At 68.4% G+C, this 15834-nt stretch carries 18 protein-coding genes; 11 read left to right on the forward strand and 7 right to left on the reverse strand.

The annotated features are described in order from the left end of the window. The first annotated feature begins 64 nt into the window (after positions 1 to 64). Complete coding sequence (locus ACFYML_RS14825) at positions 65 to 523, forward strand: Lrp/AsnC family transcriptional regulator (RefSeq protein ID WP_387421109.1); 459 nt, start codon at positions 65 to 67, stop codon at positions 521 to 523. 618 nt (positions 524 to 1141) lie between these two features. Here the strand turns inward: ACFYML_RS14825 and ACFYML_RS14830 are convergent. After that, on the reverse strand, positions 1142 to 2323 hold the full coding sequence (locus tag ACFYML_RS14830) for an endonuclease (RefSeq protein WP_387421110.1): 1182 nt from the start codon (positions 2321 to 2323) through the stop codon (positions 1142 to 1144). A 174-nt stretch (positions 2324 to 2497) separates the two neighbouring features. Next, the gene (locus ACFYML_RS14835) at positions 2498 to 3436 is read right to left on the reverse strand and encodes a cyclase family protein (RefSeq protein WP_387421111.1); all 939 of its coding nucleotides are present in this window, start codon (positions 3434 to 3436) and stop codon (positions 2498 to 2500) included. Positions 3437 to 3878: 442 nt separating this feature from the next. Between ACFYML_RS14835 and ACFYML_RS14840 the strand changes: the two genes are divergently transcribed. Then, positions 3879 to 4277: a GNAT family N-acetyltransferase gene (locus ACFYML_RS14840; protein ID WP_387421312.1), complete on the forward strand. Its 399-nt coding sequence runs from the start codon at positions 3879 to 3881 to the stop codon at positions 4275 to 4277. 221 nt (positions 4278 to 4498) lie between these two features. Further along, positions 4499 to 4735, forward strand: a complete 237-nt coding sequence (locus ACFYML_RS14845) for a hypothetical protein (RefSeq protein WP_387421112.1) — start codon at positions 4499 to 4501, stop codon at positions 4733 to 4735. Positions 4736 to 4881: 146 nt separating this feature from the next. Here ACFYML_RS14845 and ACFYML_RS14850 read toward each other — a convergent pair whose 3' ends face one another. Together ACFYML_RS14850 and ACFYML_RS14855 are read right to left on the reverse strand one after the other, a co-directional pair. After that, a complete protein-coding gene (locus tag ACFYML_RS14850) occupies positions 4882 to 5349 on the reverse strand; it encodes an AAA family ATPase (RefSeq protein ID WP_387421113.1) in 468 nt (155 codons plus the stop codon). Positions 5350 to 5525: 176 nt separating this feature from the next. Then, positions 5526 to 6074, reverse strand: coding sequence for a YceI family protein (locus tag ACFYML_RS14855; protein ID WP_387421115.1), 549 nt, complete (start codon positions 6072 to 6074; stop codon positions 5526 to 5528). Between the two features lie 320 nt (positions 6075 to 6394). On the opposite strand from ACFYML_RS14855, the gene ACFYML_RS14860 reads away from it, so the two are divergent. From ACFYML_RS14860 to ACFYML_RS14880, 5 genes are all read left to right on the forward strand, one after another. After that, entirely contained in the window at positions 6395 to 6865 is a 471-nt protein-coding gene (locus tag ACFYML_RS14860) for a UPF0158 family protein (RefSeq protein WP_387421116.1), read from the forward strand. Between the two features lie 437 nt (positions 6866 to 7302). Beyond that, entirely contained in the window at positions 7303 to 7539 is a 237-nt protein-coding gene (locus tag ACFYML_RS14865) for a hypothetical protein (protein WP_387421117.1), read from the forward strand. Positions 7540 to 7684: 145 nt separating this feature from the next. Further along, a complete protein-coding gene (locus ACFYML_RS14870; RefSeq protein ID WP_387421118.1) occupies positions 7685 to 8713 on the forward strand; it encodes a hypothetical protein in 1029 nt (342 codons plus the stop codon). 75 nt (positions 8714 to 8788) lie between these two features. Then, positions 8789 to 9574, forward strand: a complete 786-nt coding sequence (locus ACFYML_RS14875; protein ID WP_387421119.1) for a hypothetical protein — start codon at positions 8789 to 8791, stop codon at positions 9572 to 9574. A 157-nt stretch (positions 9575 to 9731) separates the two neighbouring features. After that, on the forward strand, positions 9732 to 10730 hold the full coding sequence (locus ACFYML_RS14880; protein WP_387421120.1) for a restriction endonuclease: 999 nt from the start codon (positions 9732 to 9734) through the stop codon (positions 10728 to 10730). 144 nt (positions 10731 to 10874) lie between these two features. Here the strand turns inward: ACFYML_RS14880 and ACFYML_RS14885 are convergent, their stop codons facing one another. Together ACFYML_RS14885 and ACFYML_RS14890 are read right to left on the reverse strand one after the other, a co-directional pair. After that, positions 10875 to 11078 carry a DUF397 domain-containing protein gene (locus ACFYML_RS14885; protein ID WP_387421121.1) on the reverse strand — a complete coding sequence of 68 codons (204 nt, stop codon included), beginning with the start codon at positions 11076 to 11078 and terminating at the stop codon, positions 10875 to 10877. Further along, on the reverse strand, positions 11071 to 11961 hold the full coding sequence (locus ACFYML_RS14890; RefSeq protein ID WP_387421122.1) for a helix-turn-helix domain-containing protein: 891 nt from the start codon (positions 11959 to 11961) through the stop codon (positions 11071 to 11073). The genes ACFYML_RS14885 and ACFYML_RS14890 overlap by 8 nt, the downstream gene beginning before the upstream one ends. Positions 11962 to 12229: 268 nt before the next feature. Here ACFYML_RS14890 and ACFYML_RS14895 point away from each other — a divergent pair, with 268 nt between their 5' ends. The 3 genes from ACFYML_RS14895 (at position 12230) to ACFYML_RS14905 (ending at position 13340) form a co-directional block, all read left to right on the forward strand. After that, positions 12230 to 12529 carry a DivIVA domain-containing protein gene (locus ACFYML_RS14895; protein WP_387421123.1) on the forward strand — a complete coding sequence of 100 codons (300 nt, stop codon included), beginning with the start codon at positions 12230 to 12232 and terminating at the stop codon, positions 12527 to 12529. Continuing rightward, positions 12526 to 12777 carry a hypothetical protein gene (locus ACFYML_RS14900; protein ID WP_387421124.1) on the forward strand — a complete coding sequence of 84 codons (252 nt, stop codon included), beginning with the start codon at positions 12526 to 12528 and terminating at the stop codon, positions 12775 to 12777. The genes ACFYML_RS14895 and ACFYML_RS14900 overlap by 4 nt, the downstream gene beginning before the upstream one ends. Positions 12778 to 12929: 152 nt before the next feature. Next, entirely contained in the window at positions 12930 to 13340 is a 411-nt protein-coding gene (locus tag ACFYML_RS14905; RefSeq protein WP_387421125.1) for a DUF2267 domain-containing protein, read from the forward strand. A gap of 75 nt (positions 13341 to 13415) precedes the next feature. On the opposite strand, the gene ACFYML_RS14910 is transcribed toward ACFYML_RS14905, so the two are convergent. Continuing rightward, on the reverse strand, positions 13416 to 15806 hold the full coding sequence (locus ACFYML_RS14910; protein WP_387421126.1) for a WD40/YVTN/BNR-like repeat-containing protein: 2391 nt from the start codon (positions 15804 to 15806) through the stop codon (positions 13416 to 13418). Positions 15807 to 15834: the final 28 nt, after the last annotated feature.

Here is a 15834-nt window from a genome sequence, read left to right on the forward strand (position 1 = left end):
CGTGGAATACCTTGTTCCCTGCCTTTGCTGGCTTTCGCCGTGGATCCGCCGGTAGATTGGCGTAATGGCCGAGAATCTTGACGCCGTCGATTGGTCCATCCTGACCGAGTTGCAGGGCGACGGCCGCCTGCCGATCACCGAGCTCAGCCGCCGGGTCAAGCTGAGCGCCTCGGCTACCAGCGAGCGGGTCAGGCGACTGGAGGCGATCGGTGTGATCACCGGCTACCGCGCCGAGGTCGACCTACCCAAGGCGGGCTTCGCCGTACTCGCGGTGGTCCGGCTGAAGTATCCCGGCAGCCAGCACGCACCGCTGCACCGGCTGCTCGAGCGACGGTCGGAGATTCTGGAGTGCCTACGCACCACAGGAGAGGACTGCTACCTGCTGAAGGTGACCGCGACGTCGATGGCGCACCTCGAACAGGTCGTCAACGAACTTGCCGCGTTCGGCAGCACCACCACCAACGTGGTCTACAGCGCCACCCTGCCCTATCGCGGCCCGCGCCAGAAACCGCCCCACTCGTGACCCGGCGGCGTACGAATGCCCCCGCAGCGCGGGAACTACCGTAAGGCGCCACCGGCTACGGGCGCCCGCGGCGCCGCCGCACTGACGCCGCCGCCGGGTCACACGTCGGCGGCGGAAGTCCCGTTACCTGTCCCGCAGCAGGGGAATCCAGACCCGGATCCGCGGGCCGGAGGGGCTGACCGCGAATAAGGCACCGCCACATCGGGAATGGCGAGGTCAACGCGGCCGGGCTCGGCAACCATGCCGATGCCGAACGCCGCCGGTTCGAGCAGTCATGACAACCGGCAGTCCGCTCGGGCGGCAGCGGTGTGCTACTGAACGTCGACCCTGGCCGGAGCCTCCGGCGCGATCGTGTCGAGCCCGGTGTGACCGTGCGACAGGCTACGCGCCGACAGCAGAATGAGACCTGCGCCGGGTCGTCAATGGGCGCACTGCCCCGGCAGCAAGAGAGCCAGCTCGCTGCGGATCTCCGAGGATCGAGGCGCCCGCCGGTGGGAGGCAGCCGCCGCGCGGCGGGGCCGGGCCGGGCCGGGCCACCCGGTTGTCGTTCCCGCACCCGCCGGGTCCGTACGGCCCCGGCGGGTGACCGGCGACGTGCCGGGCGGCCCGGCGAAGGGGTCAGCCCCAGATGGCGGTGGCCCACTCCGGGTGGTCGATGAAGGGGTTGCGGTTGCCCTGCCAGCGGTCGTAGATGACCTGGTTGCGGCGCTTCTCGAAGGCGTCCGGCGGGTCGAGCTGGTGCCAGGCGAGCAGCGCCGACAGTCGGCCCAGGTACGGGGTGGTGCCGTTGGCGACGGAGTTGTTCATCTCCAGGTTCGGCCAGCCGTCGTCACCCTCGTACCGGATCGCCATGTACATGATCATGCGGGCGACGTCGCCCTTGACCGCGTTGCGCGGCTCGAACGAGTCGGCGTCGGTGTAGCAGCCGGGGCACTGGCCGACGGCGCTGCCGCCGTTGTCGAAGTCCTTGTTGCCGCGCGTCGAGTTGACCGTGACGTCCTCGGGGCGCAGGTGGTGCACGTCCGTGCCCGGGCCGGTGGCGGTGCCGAAGTCGCCGTGCGACTTGGCCCAGACGTGCTCGCGGTTCCAGTCGTCGACGCCGCCGCCGTTGGTGGCCTTGCTCTGCGAGCGGCCGCTGTAGAGCAGGATCACGTTGTTGGGGTTTGCCGGGTCCTGGTCGGTGTCCTTCAGCGCCTCCCACACCTGGTCGTAGGTCAGCTTCGTCTGAGTCTTGATGATCGAGTGCAGGGCGCCGCGCAGGGACGTACCGGACTTGCCGATCGCGCTCGCGTAGTAGGTCGAGTCATACGGCCCGCCGGTCGGGGTGGGTGAGGCGGTCGGCGTCGGGCTGGGGGTGGTACCGCCGAGGGTCATCGCGGTCGGGTCCTTCAGCCCGCCATGGCTGAAGTACGCGGTCAGCGTGCCGGTCGCGGTGACCGGCTTGCCCCGCAGGCCCGGATTGGTGAGCAGCCCGAAGGCGCTCCGGTACGGCGCCGTGACCTGGACGTAGAGCATCCTGCCCGTACTGGTCTCGCCGGCGGTGTCGGCGATGGCGATCGCGGTGTCGGCGGTGTAGCCGGAGGTGATCACCGTGTTCGTCGCCGTCGGTTGACCGATGACGTAACCGGTGACGGTGGCGGTGCGGCCGTCCTGGGCAGCCAGCGCCTGGGCGACGGTGAGCGCGGTCGCGGCCGACGCGGAGGTGCTTGCCACTGCAACGCCGATCACCAGGGCCACGGCGAGCGCGAACGCCGTGACCAACCGCCCGGATCGCGAGCGGGTGATGCTCTGTGAATTCATGGTCACCGATGTTAGCGGCGGCGACGTGAACGCCGGGAGAGCGGCGGGAAGAATCTTTCGCCGACGTCAGCCGGGCGAGGGGTCGGGATCAGCGATCCCGGCCCCGTCCAGCGCAGGGCTGATCGACCCCCAGGCGGCGAAGGGTGCCGACACCGTCGGGCGCGAGTCCCGCGGTCAGAATGTGGCGATCGGGTTGACCGGGCTGCCGGACGTACCGGCGAAGCGGACCGGCGCGACTGCGAGGTGGAAGTCCCACTGGCCGAGCTCGGCAGCCGTCGTCGCGCACGCCTCCAGGTCGCAGTTGTCGAGCAGCCACAGACCCATCGCGACGAGGCTCACGGCGTGAACCGGCATCAACACGTCTTCGAACCCCGACGGCTGAACCTCCTGGGGGGTGTCCGCGCCGATCAGCGCGACCTCCCGTTCATGCAGCCACGGCAGGCAGGACGCGTGCCAGCCGGCCTGCGTGAAACCGCTGGCCGCACCGGCCTCGTGCCGGACGCGGCCATAGCCGGTCCGCAGGAGTACCGCATCGCCGGATCGCACCCGCACACCCTGGCGACGCTCGGCCTCCTCAAGATCGTCGGGAAACACACCCTGCCCGGGTTCCAACCACGGCACATCGCGGACCCGCGCGATGTCCAGCAGGACACCACGCGTGATGATCCCGTTCGCCGCCGCCGTGACGGCCGCCCACGCCGATCCCGTTGCGGCGTCGACCAACGAGTGCGACCGCCCGTTGTACATCGTGCCGTCCCAGAAGATGTGGCACGGCGAGTCGATGTGGGTGAGGGTGTTGCCGTGGAAGGTGATGCCGAGCCGCTCGGACGAAAAGCCCCAGCGCCGGTCGGCGTGGAAGGCGGGCACCGGCATGTTCTCGGCACCCGGCATGTCGGCGGCGCACGGGTACGTCGTCGTCGACCGCTCCATGTCTTCCGGTACGGCAACCTCCCACGCGCACGACACGCTCCTGCCGTGGCGCACGGCCCGCGCCGCCGCCAGCCGAACGTCGTCGGTGATGTGGTTCAGGGTCCCCAACTGGTCGTCGTCGCCCCATCGTCCCCAGTTCGACAGCGTGTTGAAGTACCCGAGCACGTCGTCCTGTGTGGGCATCGGTCGCCCTGCCGTCATCCCTGCATCGACTCCTCTGGTCACGCGGTTCGAGGCACCAAGACCCGCTGAACTGGCATGACACTAGATCAGCGGGCCAGCAGTCGGCCGGCCAGGAGGTAGCGTACGGCACACCTGTGGTGCTGTGGCACCGATAGCCGTTGATATTGCGTGCGAAGTACTGCTGGTGCAGTTACAGAGTGACAAAGCTTTGTAAGGGCGGGTCTGAGGAGATCAACTAGTGGTGGTGCGTCGCTGCTGGCGGGCGGCGGGGCCTCGGCGGGCGATCCGGCGGGTGATGGTGTTGATCGCGGCCTGGCGTCGGTCTTGACTATCAAGGGCGGGATGGCGTCGATGAGGACGTTTCCGGCGGCGATTCGCGGGATGACGTTGGTCGCCCGACCCAGCCGATGTCACTAATCCCCGGAAACGGAGTCGGGATGAAATTCGGCGGACGGGTGGTTGTCGTTGCACGTGCCGCGAGCGTAACTCGGTTCGGGGCGAACAGCGAGACCCTCGACCCGAAGGACGCATGATGAGCGAGACCCTCGAAGTCACCGACAATCCTGCCGAGAGGCGCTATGAGGCCCGCCTCGACGGCGCATTGGCGGGGTTCGCGGAGTACATCCGAACGAACAACTTGATCGCATTCGTGCACACCGAGGTGGACCCCCGGTACGAGGGTCGGGGGATCGGCGCCGCACTCGTCCGAACCTCCTTGGACGAAGCGCGCGCAGTTGGCCTCCCTGTGCTGCCGACCTGCCCGTTCTATGCGGGCTGGATCGCCCGCCACCCCGACTATCAGGACCTCGTCTACCAGAGCCGGAGCCGCGTCGCGGATTGATCGAGGCGGCCCCGGTCGGACGTGGCGGCGCCGCCGGCATGGCGCCGAACGCGGTCCAAGCGCGGACGAACAGCGGATTTCTGAGCGGCGGACCAAGGTCGGCGGCGTCGGACGGCTGGGACAACGCACAGGGACCGCCGCGACGCTCGTCGCCGTATCAGTGGCTTCTTGTCTCACCCATCTGGCATGTCCCGGTTGTCCCCATCGGTGAGGATGAGGGCATGTCTGCATGGAACAAATGGGTGCGCCGGCTCGTCGCCGTCCTTGGTGCGGTCGTGCTCTCGGTGTTCGTGCCGGTCGCGGCGTGGGCGTCCACGGGGACCGCCGAGCGGGTGGTGGAGGCCGTCGCGAGCAGGCCGCGGGGCGGCGCGGGCCTGGTCTGCTGCCTGGTGGTTATCGCCGTGGGGGTGCTGCTGGTGCTGTGGCTGATGCGCCGCCGGAGGGGCAGGCCGCGCTGACGCGGTCGGGCGGGACGAGGGGTACGGCCCGATCATGATGCTGGTCCCCGGGGACCCCGACCACAGTCCAGGCGCCGGATAGCACGCTCAGTGAGTGGAAGTGCTCCCGGGACCGCTGTCGCTCCCTGAACTCCTCAACTTTCCTGTCAGCCTTCCATCGGCTCGATCTGGAAACCGCCCCTGCCCCCGATCCGGACCTCGTACAGCAGATCGAATCCATCGACCTGCCGAGGGCGTCGCAGCCGCTTGAGCGTGTCATACAGCCCGACGTCCGGCACCCGAGCTCGATCCTCACGGGCGGCGTTGCGGGCGAGCGCCGCAGGCAGATCGGGCCGGAACCAGTACCCGACCGTCCTTGCCCCGTGGACGCGAGCGGCCTCGATCAGCGGTTGCCACTCCTGCGGTGAGGGGTTGGTGTTGTCCACCACGACACAACGCCCCGCGGCCAGCGCTTCATCGACCAGACGCATCTGGCGGCGCTGACGATGGCGGGCATTCGGGAAAGCGTCCTTGCTGACCACCCGATGAGTGTCGGCCAACAGCCGCCGGCAGAACGTGGACTTCCCCGATGCCTGCAACCCGATCAAGATCGCCAGTTCCAGCCCGTCAGCCATGGACCGCCGCCGGTACCCGCTTCTCACGCACCCACAAAGACCTGAACGTTGCGGGGGCAAGCGGCGACCCGAGGAGATGCAGCAGCCCGGTAGGGCGGGACAGCGTGGTGAGATGACTGCCCTCGTACACGAGCACTGCGCCCGAGCGGAGACGGGCCGGTGCGGTCGACCGCAGGTCAACGTCCGAGGTCGACCTCGATTTCCACCTCGACGTCGTCACGGACCTTGAGCGCGCCGAGAAAGGCCGAGTACGGCTTGATTCCGTACGCCGACTGCGTCACCACCGTGGCGGCGCGGTACCGGTCGGGCGCCACCTCACGCACTTCGATGTCGATCGGGCCAGCGGCCCCGTGCAGCGTGAGGGTTCCGCTGATCGTGGCATGGTCGTCGCCGACGACGATGCGGCTGGACTCGAAGGTGGCCGTCGGATGGCGATCGACGCCCAACGTCCGCCGGGCGTTGTTCTCGATCTCGCCCCGATCCTTGTCCGTCAGCGGTCGCGCACCGCCGGTGCCCTGCCGCACGGCCAGCGATCCCAACCCGACGTGGGCCGTCGCGGTGGCATCCGCCGGTCCAGTCTCCGGAACGTCCAACTCCACCGACCAGTCGGTCACCTCGATGGCCAGGTCGTGCCCGACGGTCGAGCCGATCCCCGCGCGGCGGGTCCGCAGCAGCATGCGTCCCTCGTCCGGGCCGAGTCGCCACCGTCCGGTTCTGATCTCCACCCGCCAAGCGTACGCGGACATACCAGATCAATTCCCTCGCTAGCCTGGACGAGGGCGAGTCGGTGACCAGGCTCGTCGCCGGCCCGCCCGCGCCGGTGCCCGAAGGACACGAGCATGTTTGAGTCCATCCGCCAGGGCCGCTGGGCAGCGGCCTCCGACGCGGTCACCGAACTGTCCGGCCGCGAGCCGGCCTCCCTCTGGGACGTGCGCAACGGTGAGAGCCTGGGTTTAGGGAACGAAACGACGTGGTCCGCCCAAGCGTGGTCCGCCGCGTATTCTCGGTGGCTTGAGAGCTGCCACGGCCGGCGAAGGCGGAACGGATGCGCGATCCACACGACTTCGACCTCGAGGAGATCGCTACTGCGCTGGAGGATCAGAGCGCGTACGAGCACCGGTGGCTGATCGACCCGGCAACCGGAGAGGTGCTTTTCTGGACCGCCGATGGTGGCATCGACGGTAAGACACCCGTCGACCTCGACGAACTCGATGTGGTGCCCATCGACCCGTTGCCGTCCTACGTGTGGTACGAGGACATGGTCGACTTCGCGGACCTGCTCAGCGACGAGCGCGCCAGCCGACGACTGCATCGAGCGATCGACGGCAGGGGCGCCTTCCGGCGCTTCCGGAACGAACTGTATGAGGAGTACCCGCACCTGGTGTCGGTGTGGCAGGACCTCCACAACGCGCGTGCCCTCCGGCGTGCGATTGAATTTCTGGCGGACAACAACCTCATCGCAGAGGACGCGGCGGAGCGAGCCCGGGCCGAGCACCCTGATCCGGCGGTGCCGTGATCCGCAGTGCCGCCGAATGACGTCAGGGTGCAGCGAGTCGCTCGACTCCACCTCGAAGGCCGTGATCAACGCGGGAGGGAGTCGCATAGGCGCCGTCACCGTACGACAGCAAGGGCCGCACGGGAACGGTCCTCAGCTTCACCGGGAGTGCCGGGGCGGTATTCGTCCGCGCGGCCCCGTCGTCGCTCTGAGGCGCAAGGCGGTCGTGAGCCCGGCGTGCCGCACTGAGCCCACGGCGAGGTACCCGCCCACCCGATGCCGCCGGCGCATGGTCGCCAGTCGGTAAGCCCACCTCGCGATCGGACGGTCGGGTGGCTCCTTACCCCTTTCGTAGGTTGCTCCGCCGTAGGTGATTTGGTTGTCTTGCCAGCTCAGGCACAGGTCCATAGAAGACGGGGAGCGGTGAGATGCGGGAGATTACGGTTCGCCTCGGCGGTGTGGACGATGACCAGTACGCGGACATCGTCAACGCCATATGGATGCAGATGAACCTCATTGGCTGCGACTTCACCGTCACGCCAGACCACCGGGCCGCTCCGGCGCAGCTCGACAAGCGCTGGGACGAGTACAGCCAGGTGTCGTGGGCGGCAGGTAGTGGACGCGGTACCTCGCAGGCGATCGCTGCCGGTGCGGACCGGACCGGCACCCGGGATCGTGCCGCCTCGGACGAATGACAAGGCAAGCGGGAAGGGCCAACCAGCCCGCTGAACGAGCCTGTGTCAACTGCGGCGAAGCCGTCCAGGGCCAGGCGAATTCGCGCCATCGCGGCCCGCATGGTTCGTCCACTGCCACCCCTGCGCGGATCTGGTTGGGCACCAGATGGAACCGGCCGACCTCTTGCCAGACGACAGCGGCGCCGAGATCTACCGATGCCGAGATTGTGGCACCCACCGGGTCTGCCGCACGGGTTGGCGGACCCGATGCCATGTCTGCCTGGATGAGCGCTCGGCCGGTCTCGCCCTCGCGGCCGGCGAGGGGCTGCTGTCCCGGCTCCCGCTTGAGCCCGCCCTCGCGGACCAGGTTCGCCGGTTCGCCAGCCTGGCTGCTGCGGACGCCATTCCCGCTCGCGTCGCCGCCGAGTTCCAAGCCGCGATCGCACTCGGCGGGGAACTCGATCGGCGCTGCCGCGACGGCTGGACTGATCTTGTTGGTGACGTACACGGGCTCCCGTGGTACGGCGCACGGCAGGGGACCTCGTCCCACGGGACCTGGGGCGTCCATACCCGATGTCGGTCGTGGCAGAGGCTCCGCGACCGCGCCTGTCCGAAGTGCCCGCCGGAGCCGGGGGACCGGTCGTTTACCGCGCTGCGAGACACGTCCTACCTGCTGTACCTGGTCCGGCATCGCGGGTTGCTGAAGTTCGGCGTCGGCGGCGCACGTCGGGTTCGACAGCATTTGCTGGCGGGTGCGGAACTGGTCGAGGTCGTTGAGGGCCGTCACGCCGACGTGATCGCCGCCGAGGCGATCCTCAAGCGGCAGAAGCGGGAGGCGGCGGTGCCCGTTGAGAATCTGGCGGACATGGCGGATGCCGGCCTCGTTTGGAGCGGGCACCGAGGTGGTCAGGTCCGATGTTCGAATCCAGCTTGCGGATGTGCTGACCGCCGGCAGGGATGTCACCGATCGCTTCGCGAGGTAGGTGGCAGTGGCCAAAACTGCTCGTGGCATCCGGCGATGACCGGCATGGACCTCGCCGGCGATGCGGTCATGCCGGGGCGCCTGCACGACCTGGCCTGCGCCCAACTGCCCGGCCGGCGGCCCAACGCCAGTGGTGGGCAGGCGGCGAGGCCGTCCGGGGCGAACGCGATCACGGCGGGCAACGCCCATGCCCGGTTCGTGCCGACCGCGTAGCATCAGCTACTTATTGATGATCCGCCCCAGCAAGGGCATTGCCTGACTTCCCAACCCCTGCCGAAAGGAGGACGGGTGTCCCCGTCCGATCCCCCCTTCCACCTTTGGATCGCCGCGGACGACACGCGAACCATTGCCGCACTCGCTCCGCTCAAGATCTCCAGAACGCCGCTCAAGCACGAGTGGGGCAGCATCACCGACCTGCGCGCCGTACCGGTGCCACAGAAGTCTCACAACATCGCCGGCATCATCGTGCTCGCCACGCTGGTGCTGATCGGTGCCTTCGGGCTGTGCCTCAGTGGCGCACCCGCTCTGGTGATCTTCATCCTGGCCGCGCTTGTGCTGGGTATCGGGTTGGCTGCAACTACATCGAAAGCCCCGGCTGCTCGAGTGGTGGCACCGGACCAGAAGGCGTTCCCGGCGCTGCACCACACGCTCGATGAGGAGGAAGAGCGCGAGGACTTCTTCGACCTGGTGGAGTCGGCCGAGCGGGCCGGTCGTGCCCTGCCAGCCGTTGAAAAGGTAATCGATCCGGCCGAGGGCGGGCAGTTGCTTGCCCAAGTGTTGTGGGAAGGTGCTGACGTGCTCAGCCGCCGGCAGCAGCTACGCCCGCAGTTGGTCCGCCAGCAGCAGTGGACACCGACCGCTTCGCCAAGCAGCCATGCTGCCCAGGCGTTGGCCGAACAGCGGGAGAAGGTGACGGCGCAGTGGGATCAGACCGAAGCGGAGCTGGCCCGGATCCGGACCGCCCTCGAACTCGCCGCCGTCGCCGCCGAGAACGCCGCCCACGACCCGGACGCCATCGTCGCGGTTCGTGAGGCGTACCGGGAGCTTGCTGACGTGTACGGCGAGCGTTTCTAGGGATTGGCGTGCGCAGGCGCAGGAGCGTGTCGCTGAGCGGTACGAGGTTACGTACCCGCTCGGCCAGCTGGCGTGGGCGACACAGCGCCCCGCCAAGAAGCTCCAGCGCATGCTTCTCGATGTTCGTCGCGTCCACGGTCTGGCTTCGCATCGAGCGGTGGAGATCGAGGCACTACTGACCGACCTCATGCGCCTTGACGAAGGGCGCGAGATGATCGCCCGAAGGAGAATAGTGGCAATTCCTGACTTCCAGTCCTTCATGCGGCCTGTGCTCAACGCTCATAACGACCAGAAGCCGCACGCCGTGGCGGAGATCCGGGAGGCGGTGGCGACCGCTCTCGCGATCACTGTTGAGGATCGGAAAGTGATGTTGCCGAGTGGGCGAGAGCCCCGGTACCTCAACAGGATCGCCTGGGCTATCACCCATCTCGCACAGGCAGGACTGCTGACCAGGCCTACGAGGGGCGTCACTGAGATCACCGAGCGGGGAAAGGAAGTCCTCCGGGCACACCCGGAACGGGTGGATATCAGAATCCTCAAGGGCTTCCCCGAGTACGTCGAGTTCCGCACCCGTACCCGAGTACGGCAGCCAGGCGCGGCTCCGCAGGCGCAGGGGGAGGAAGTAAACGTTGAGGCGCTGGCACCTCGTGAGGCAATCGAAGAACTCATCGAGGAAGCTCATTCAGCAGTCGCGGCGGAACTGCTAAGTCGAGTGGTAAGCCAGCCGCCAGAGTTTCTCGAACACCTCGTGCTGCGTCTTCTCGTCGCGATGGGCTACGGCGGTCTCGAAAGAATGATCGAGCACATGGGTGGTCCGGGTGACGGCGGGCTGGATGGCCTGGTACGGCTCGATCCGCTCGGCTTGGACGTCGTTTACGTGCAGGCTAAGCGTTACACCGACCGGCCTGTCGGTCGCCCCGACATTCAGGCATTCGTCGGAGCGCTGCAGGGCGCTCAAGCCAACAGAGGCATCTTTATCACCACCAGTAGATTCAGTGCTGACGCAAGGGATTACGCGGACCGGGTGAACTCTCGGCTTATCTTGATCGACGGTCCGGAGCTCGCCAGGTTGATGATCGTTCACGGCTGCGGAGTAGTAACCGAGGAGACCTACACCCTCAAGCAGATCGACGAAAACTTCTTCTCGGAGGCCTGAGTCGGTGCTCGTTCCGTGGATGGACGGCCTGCCTGTGGCCGCCGCTGAGCGCTCCTGCCGCCCAATCGCTCGGATCTGGCGTCCCTTATGGAGTGGTGCGCCCTGGCAAAGGATAGGGAAGCTCTTTGAGCGCCACGAGTTGAATCAGCGGACAGGTGTGTCGCACCTGGCGGCGGCCACGAACGAAGACCAGCCCTGCGGCGTGAAGGTTAGGGCTGGGCCGGCATGGTTCTTGGAATCGCGGACGGCGACGATGTCGGGGAGGTTGGTGGCAACCTCGATGCAGTTCCCCCCGTTGCCGCCGCTGCGGGTGCTCTTGCGCCAGATGGCGCCAGCCAGGTCAGTCATGCCGTACCTCCCCGATGATCTTTTTGATCATGTCGGTCGATTGTGCCTCATCAAGGGCCAGTGCCTCCAGGCTCTTCCACGCGGCTCGATATGTAGCCAGCTCGTCCGGCTTGTCGAGGTAGATGGCACCGGTGAGCCACTCGCTGTAGGCGACGGACGGCTCCGGTGCGGCCCGACCGCCCTTTGTGGCGGGGAAGTCCAGGATCACGAAGGAGCCGGCGACCGCTCCCGAGTGTGGCCCGACGGCGAACGGGAGCACCCGCACTGACACGTTCGGCAACTCGGCGGCCTCGATGAGCCGGCTGAGCTGACTGACCATGACACCACGGTTGCCGACGGCGCGGCGAAGCACCGCTTCCGACAGCACCGCGTCCAGTCGAGGCGGCTTCGGCAGCCGTCGGCTCAGCAGGCCCTGCCGCTGCAACCGCACCTCGACCGCCCGCTCCCGTTCCTCCTCGGCGGCAGACGGCCGGTCGAGTCGAGCCAGCCCGAGGGCATACTCACGCGTCTGCAGCAGGCCGGGGATCATTGTCTCCTCGTACTGACGCAGGTGGGCGGCGGCGGACTCCAGGCCGACGTACAGCTCGAACCAGCTCGGCACCGCGTCTCCGTACGCGTGCCACCAGCCCTTCGACTTCGTCTCGGTGGCCAGGCCCTTCATCGCCTCGGTCATCTCCGCCGAGACTCCGTACAGCTCGCACATCGCCTTGACGTCGAGCACCCGGACGGCGCCCAGGCCGCACTCGATGCGCCAGATCTTCTGCCGGCTGTATTCGAGGGCCTCGGCGGCGGCGTCCAGGGTCACGCCGGCCTCGGTGCGGTACTGGCGCAGCAGCCGGCCGAGCTGCCGGCGCGGCACGGTCGATCCGATGTCCTCGGCCATCCGAACACTCCTTGATTCCGTCCTGCAACACTGCGTGACGCTGCTCTGCAACACGTACAGGTTTCAGTAAAGAAAGTCAATACATCTGGCGAGAAATCCGCTGTGGAACGTTGCGCTGCTGCTTCGCGGTGTCACAAGCTGACCACAAGGGCCGTGTTGCCGTACTGCTGAGTGGAGCTGCGGTGGCAGGGCCGGGGTGGGTCCGCCTGTGCGGGGAGGGCGGGTGGCCCCACCCCATCCACCCACGACGAGCGAGGGAGACTGCGGGATGACCGTCCGCTACCAGCGACCGGCCCGGGGGAGCGGAGCGACCTACCGCTCCAGCGCGTACACCAGCCTGCTGCCGTGGCAGGTGCGCGAGCGCCGCTTCAAGCCGGTCGGGCTCGGACGCCGCGGCCTGAACCCCGACGACGTGTACGCGTTCCTCGACCGGGTCGCCGGCGACATGGCCGCCGTCTACGCTGCCCTGGCCGCCAGCCGCCGGGAGACCGCCGTCATCAAGGACGCCCTGCGCCGCTGGCAGTCCGACCAGGCCCGCGCCCGCGCCGCCCGGGGACACGAGCGGTGACCCAGCGGTACGTCATCCACCTGCCGGTCGTCGCCACCGACCTGCCCGCTGCGCAGCGCCTGGGCCGGGTGGTCGGCCGCTGGCTGATCGTCCTGCCGCAGGCGGACCCGGGGGAGACCACCGTCTCCGCCGAGGACGACCAGAACGTACGCCATCGGGTCTTCTGCGATCTGCTCATGCCCGGTGGCCGTCGCTGCCTGCTCCGCGCCGACCACGACGGCCCCTGCGCCCGCCGGCTGCGCCGCTGACCCGCCGCAGCGCGCCTTGGTGATTCACCCGATGGGGATGAGGCAGGGTCACCCACCGGCGCAGGAGGCTGTTGGCAAGGCGCTGCGGCGCTATCGGGGTCAAGGGCTCGCAATGGGCGGTTCGACGGCGATCCGGCCGGAGGGGAGATCAGGTGGAATACCAGGATTTCATCAACGCCGTGGCCACGCGGGCAAAGGTGTCGACCGATCAGGCGGCGACACTTACCGGCGCGACGTTGGAGATATTGGCAGACCGGATCAGCGCCGGCCAGGCTGAGGACCTTGCCTATCAGCTTCCGGACGAGCTGGCTGATCACCTGAGCAGACCGCTTGGACGGGAACGGGCCACGTCGTTCGGGTTCGACGAGTTCGTGCGGCGGGTGGGGGACCGCCCGGACGTCGACCGTGCGCTCGCCGGTGCCGTTGTCCCCGCGGTGCTCACCACGCTACGTGAGGCTGTTTCCCGTGACGAGTTCGAGAACGCGATGGCCCAGCTGTCGAAGGAGTTCTGGCAGGTGATCGAACCGGTGGGTGCCGGCGGCGGGCGGCGCCCCGGCTCGTAGCACCCACGGCAGCAAGGATGAGGGCGGGGATCGGAGGCAAGCCTCCAGATCCCCGCCCCGACTACATCTGGATCATTATCCCGCTCGGCACGAGGCGAGCGCCCCCACGACGCCGACGCCCGGCGCGCGCAAGGGGAGCTTGGTCGAGGCCGCGGGGCACCGGGGCACCGCGAGGTCGTAGATGCCCCGACCGAACGAGGCCACACTCAACTGGCGCGTCGGCTCGTGGTAGCGCATGTACATCACGGCCGCGTTCGGCAGATCCGCGCCCAGTGAGGCCCACTCGCCGCCGTTCCAACCGGAGACGTACACCCCGACATCGGTTCCGACCAGCAGCAGCCCGTCCGAGGTCGGTACCACGGAGTTCACCGGCGCGTCGGGCAGCCCGCGGCCGATGTCCGTCCAGGTACGGCCCCCGTCGACAGTGACCATCACGTGCGGGCGGTCGCTGCCGGACCGGAAGCCGGAGAACGTGGCGTACGCGATGTTCTTGTCCTTCGGGTGCACCGCGACCCGGGTCACCCACGTCCCGGGGAGCTGCGCCTGGTCGACCCGGTTCCAGTTCTGTCCGAGGTCGTCGGTCCACCACAGCCGGCCGTCGTCGGTGCCGACGTACAGCTTGTTGCCGTCCGTCGGGGCGGCCGCGATCGTGCTGATGGTGCCCCACGGGTAGCCGGAGGGGTCGTTGGGGCCGCCACCGGTGAGGTCCGGGCTGATCGCCTTCCACGTACGACCGTTGTCCGTCGACCGGTTGACGATGTTCCCGGCGTAGTACATGACGTTGGGGTCGCTCGGGTCGAACTGCAGCGGCGTCAGCCAGTTGCGCCGATCCGACACCGTCTGGCCGGTGCTGATGCTCTGGCGAGGCGCCCCACCCGCGTTCTCCGACCGGTAGCAGGAGCCGTACTGGCTGCACCCGAAGACGATGTTCGGGTTCTCGGGGTGGATGATCACCTGGAGGCCGTCACCACAGCCGATGGCGTTCCACGCGCCACCCCGACCGTTGTAGCCGCGGTTGCATCCATTGTCCTGCGCGCCACCCACCCGCAGCGCGGGATCGGTCTCCGCGACATCCACCGTGTAGAACTGGGTGTACGGCTCGTGGGTCGACTTCACCCAGCCGCTCGCGCCGTTGTTGTCCGACCGGTAGAAGCCGCCGTCGTTGCCCAGGTAGGCACGGTTGGGCTTCTTCGGGTCCCACCGCAGCACGTGCTGGTCGGCGTGCGGGCCGCCGACCGAGGAGAAGCTCTGGGCGCCGTTGGTCGAGCGCATCAGGTTGACCCCGGTGAGGAAGACGTGGTTGTGATCCTTCGGGTCGACGGCGAGCTTCCCGAACCACCAGCTGAAGGTGGACTGGGACGCCTGGCCGGCGGTGACCGGGGTCTGCGTCCAGGTGTCGCCGCCGTCGTCCGAGCGGTAGAACGCGCGGAACGGGCCGAGGGCCGTGCCGACGTACGCGTACAGGCGCTGCGGGTTGCTCGGGGCGACCGCCAGCCCCCATCGGCCCTGGTCGGCGTCGGTCGGCAGGCCGTTGGTCATCCGCTGCCAGGTCTGGCCGCCGTCGTTGGAGCGCCAGAGGCTGGAGCCGGGGCCGCCGTAGGTGCGCTGGTGCGGCTCACGACGGTGGTCCCACATGGCCGCGTACATGCGAGCCGGGTTGCTCGGGTCGATGACGACCTCGGTCGCGCCGGTGGTGTCGTTCGGCGCGGCGAGGGACTGACGCCAGGTGTCGCCACCGTCTTCCGAGAGGTAGACGCCCCGCTCACCGCCGGGGACGAAGAGGTTGCCGGTCGCCGCGGCGAAGATCCGGTCCTCGTTGCTCGGGTCGACGGCGAAGCGAGCGATGGCGTGGCTGTCCTTCAGGCCGACGTGCTGCCACGTCGCGCCTCGGTCCTGCGAGCGGTAGATGCCGTCGCCGCCGAAGGTGATGGAGCCGCCGCCCGGCTGCGGCTCACCGGTGCCGGCGAAGAGCACGCCGTTGCTGGTCATGGCGACCGCACCCATGCTCTGGCCCGAGCTGTCCGGCCACGCGGTGGTGAACGTCGCACCGGCGTCGCTGGACTTCCAGATACCGCCGGAGGCGGCGGCGATGAAGATCTGGTCCTCGACCTGGGGGTCCACCGCGATGTCGACCACCCGGCCGCCGATGTTGGTCGGGCCGAAGAAGCTCCAGTTCCGTTCGGCCAGGTCGCGGTAGACGCTGCGGCTGTGCGCGGCGAGCTGGTTCGCCTCACCGCGTGCCTTGGCGTACTTGGCCGTGGACAAGGTCGTGCTGCCGTCGCTGAGCCGTTGGGCGGTCATCCATTCGTCGGGCAGCTCCATCGGCCCGGTCGGCGTGCTCGTGGCCAGGGATTCCTGGCCGCTGGCGGACGTGAGGGACGACGCTGTCAGCGCGACCGCGGTGAGTAGCGCCAAGCCCGCTGCCACCGTGAGGCCGCGACGACTTCGCAGGAGGATTGGATTCATGCAGGATCTCCCTGTCGGTGGGACGCGA

The organism is Micromonospora sp. NPDC007230 (genome assembly GCF_042869115.1).
Lineage (GTDB): Bacteria > Actinomycetota > Actinomycetes > Mycobacteriales > Micromonosporaceae > Micromonospora.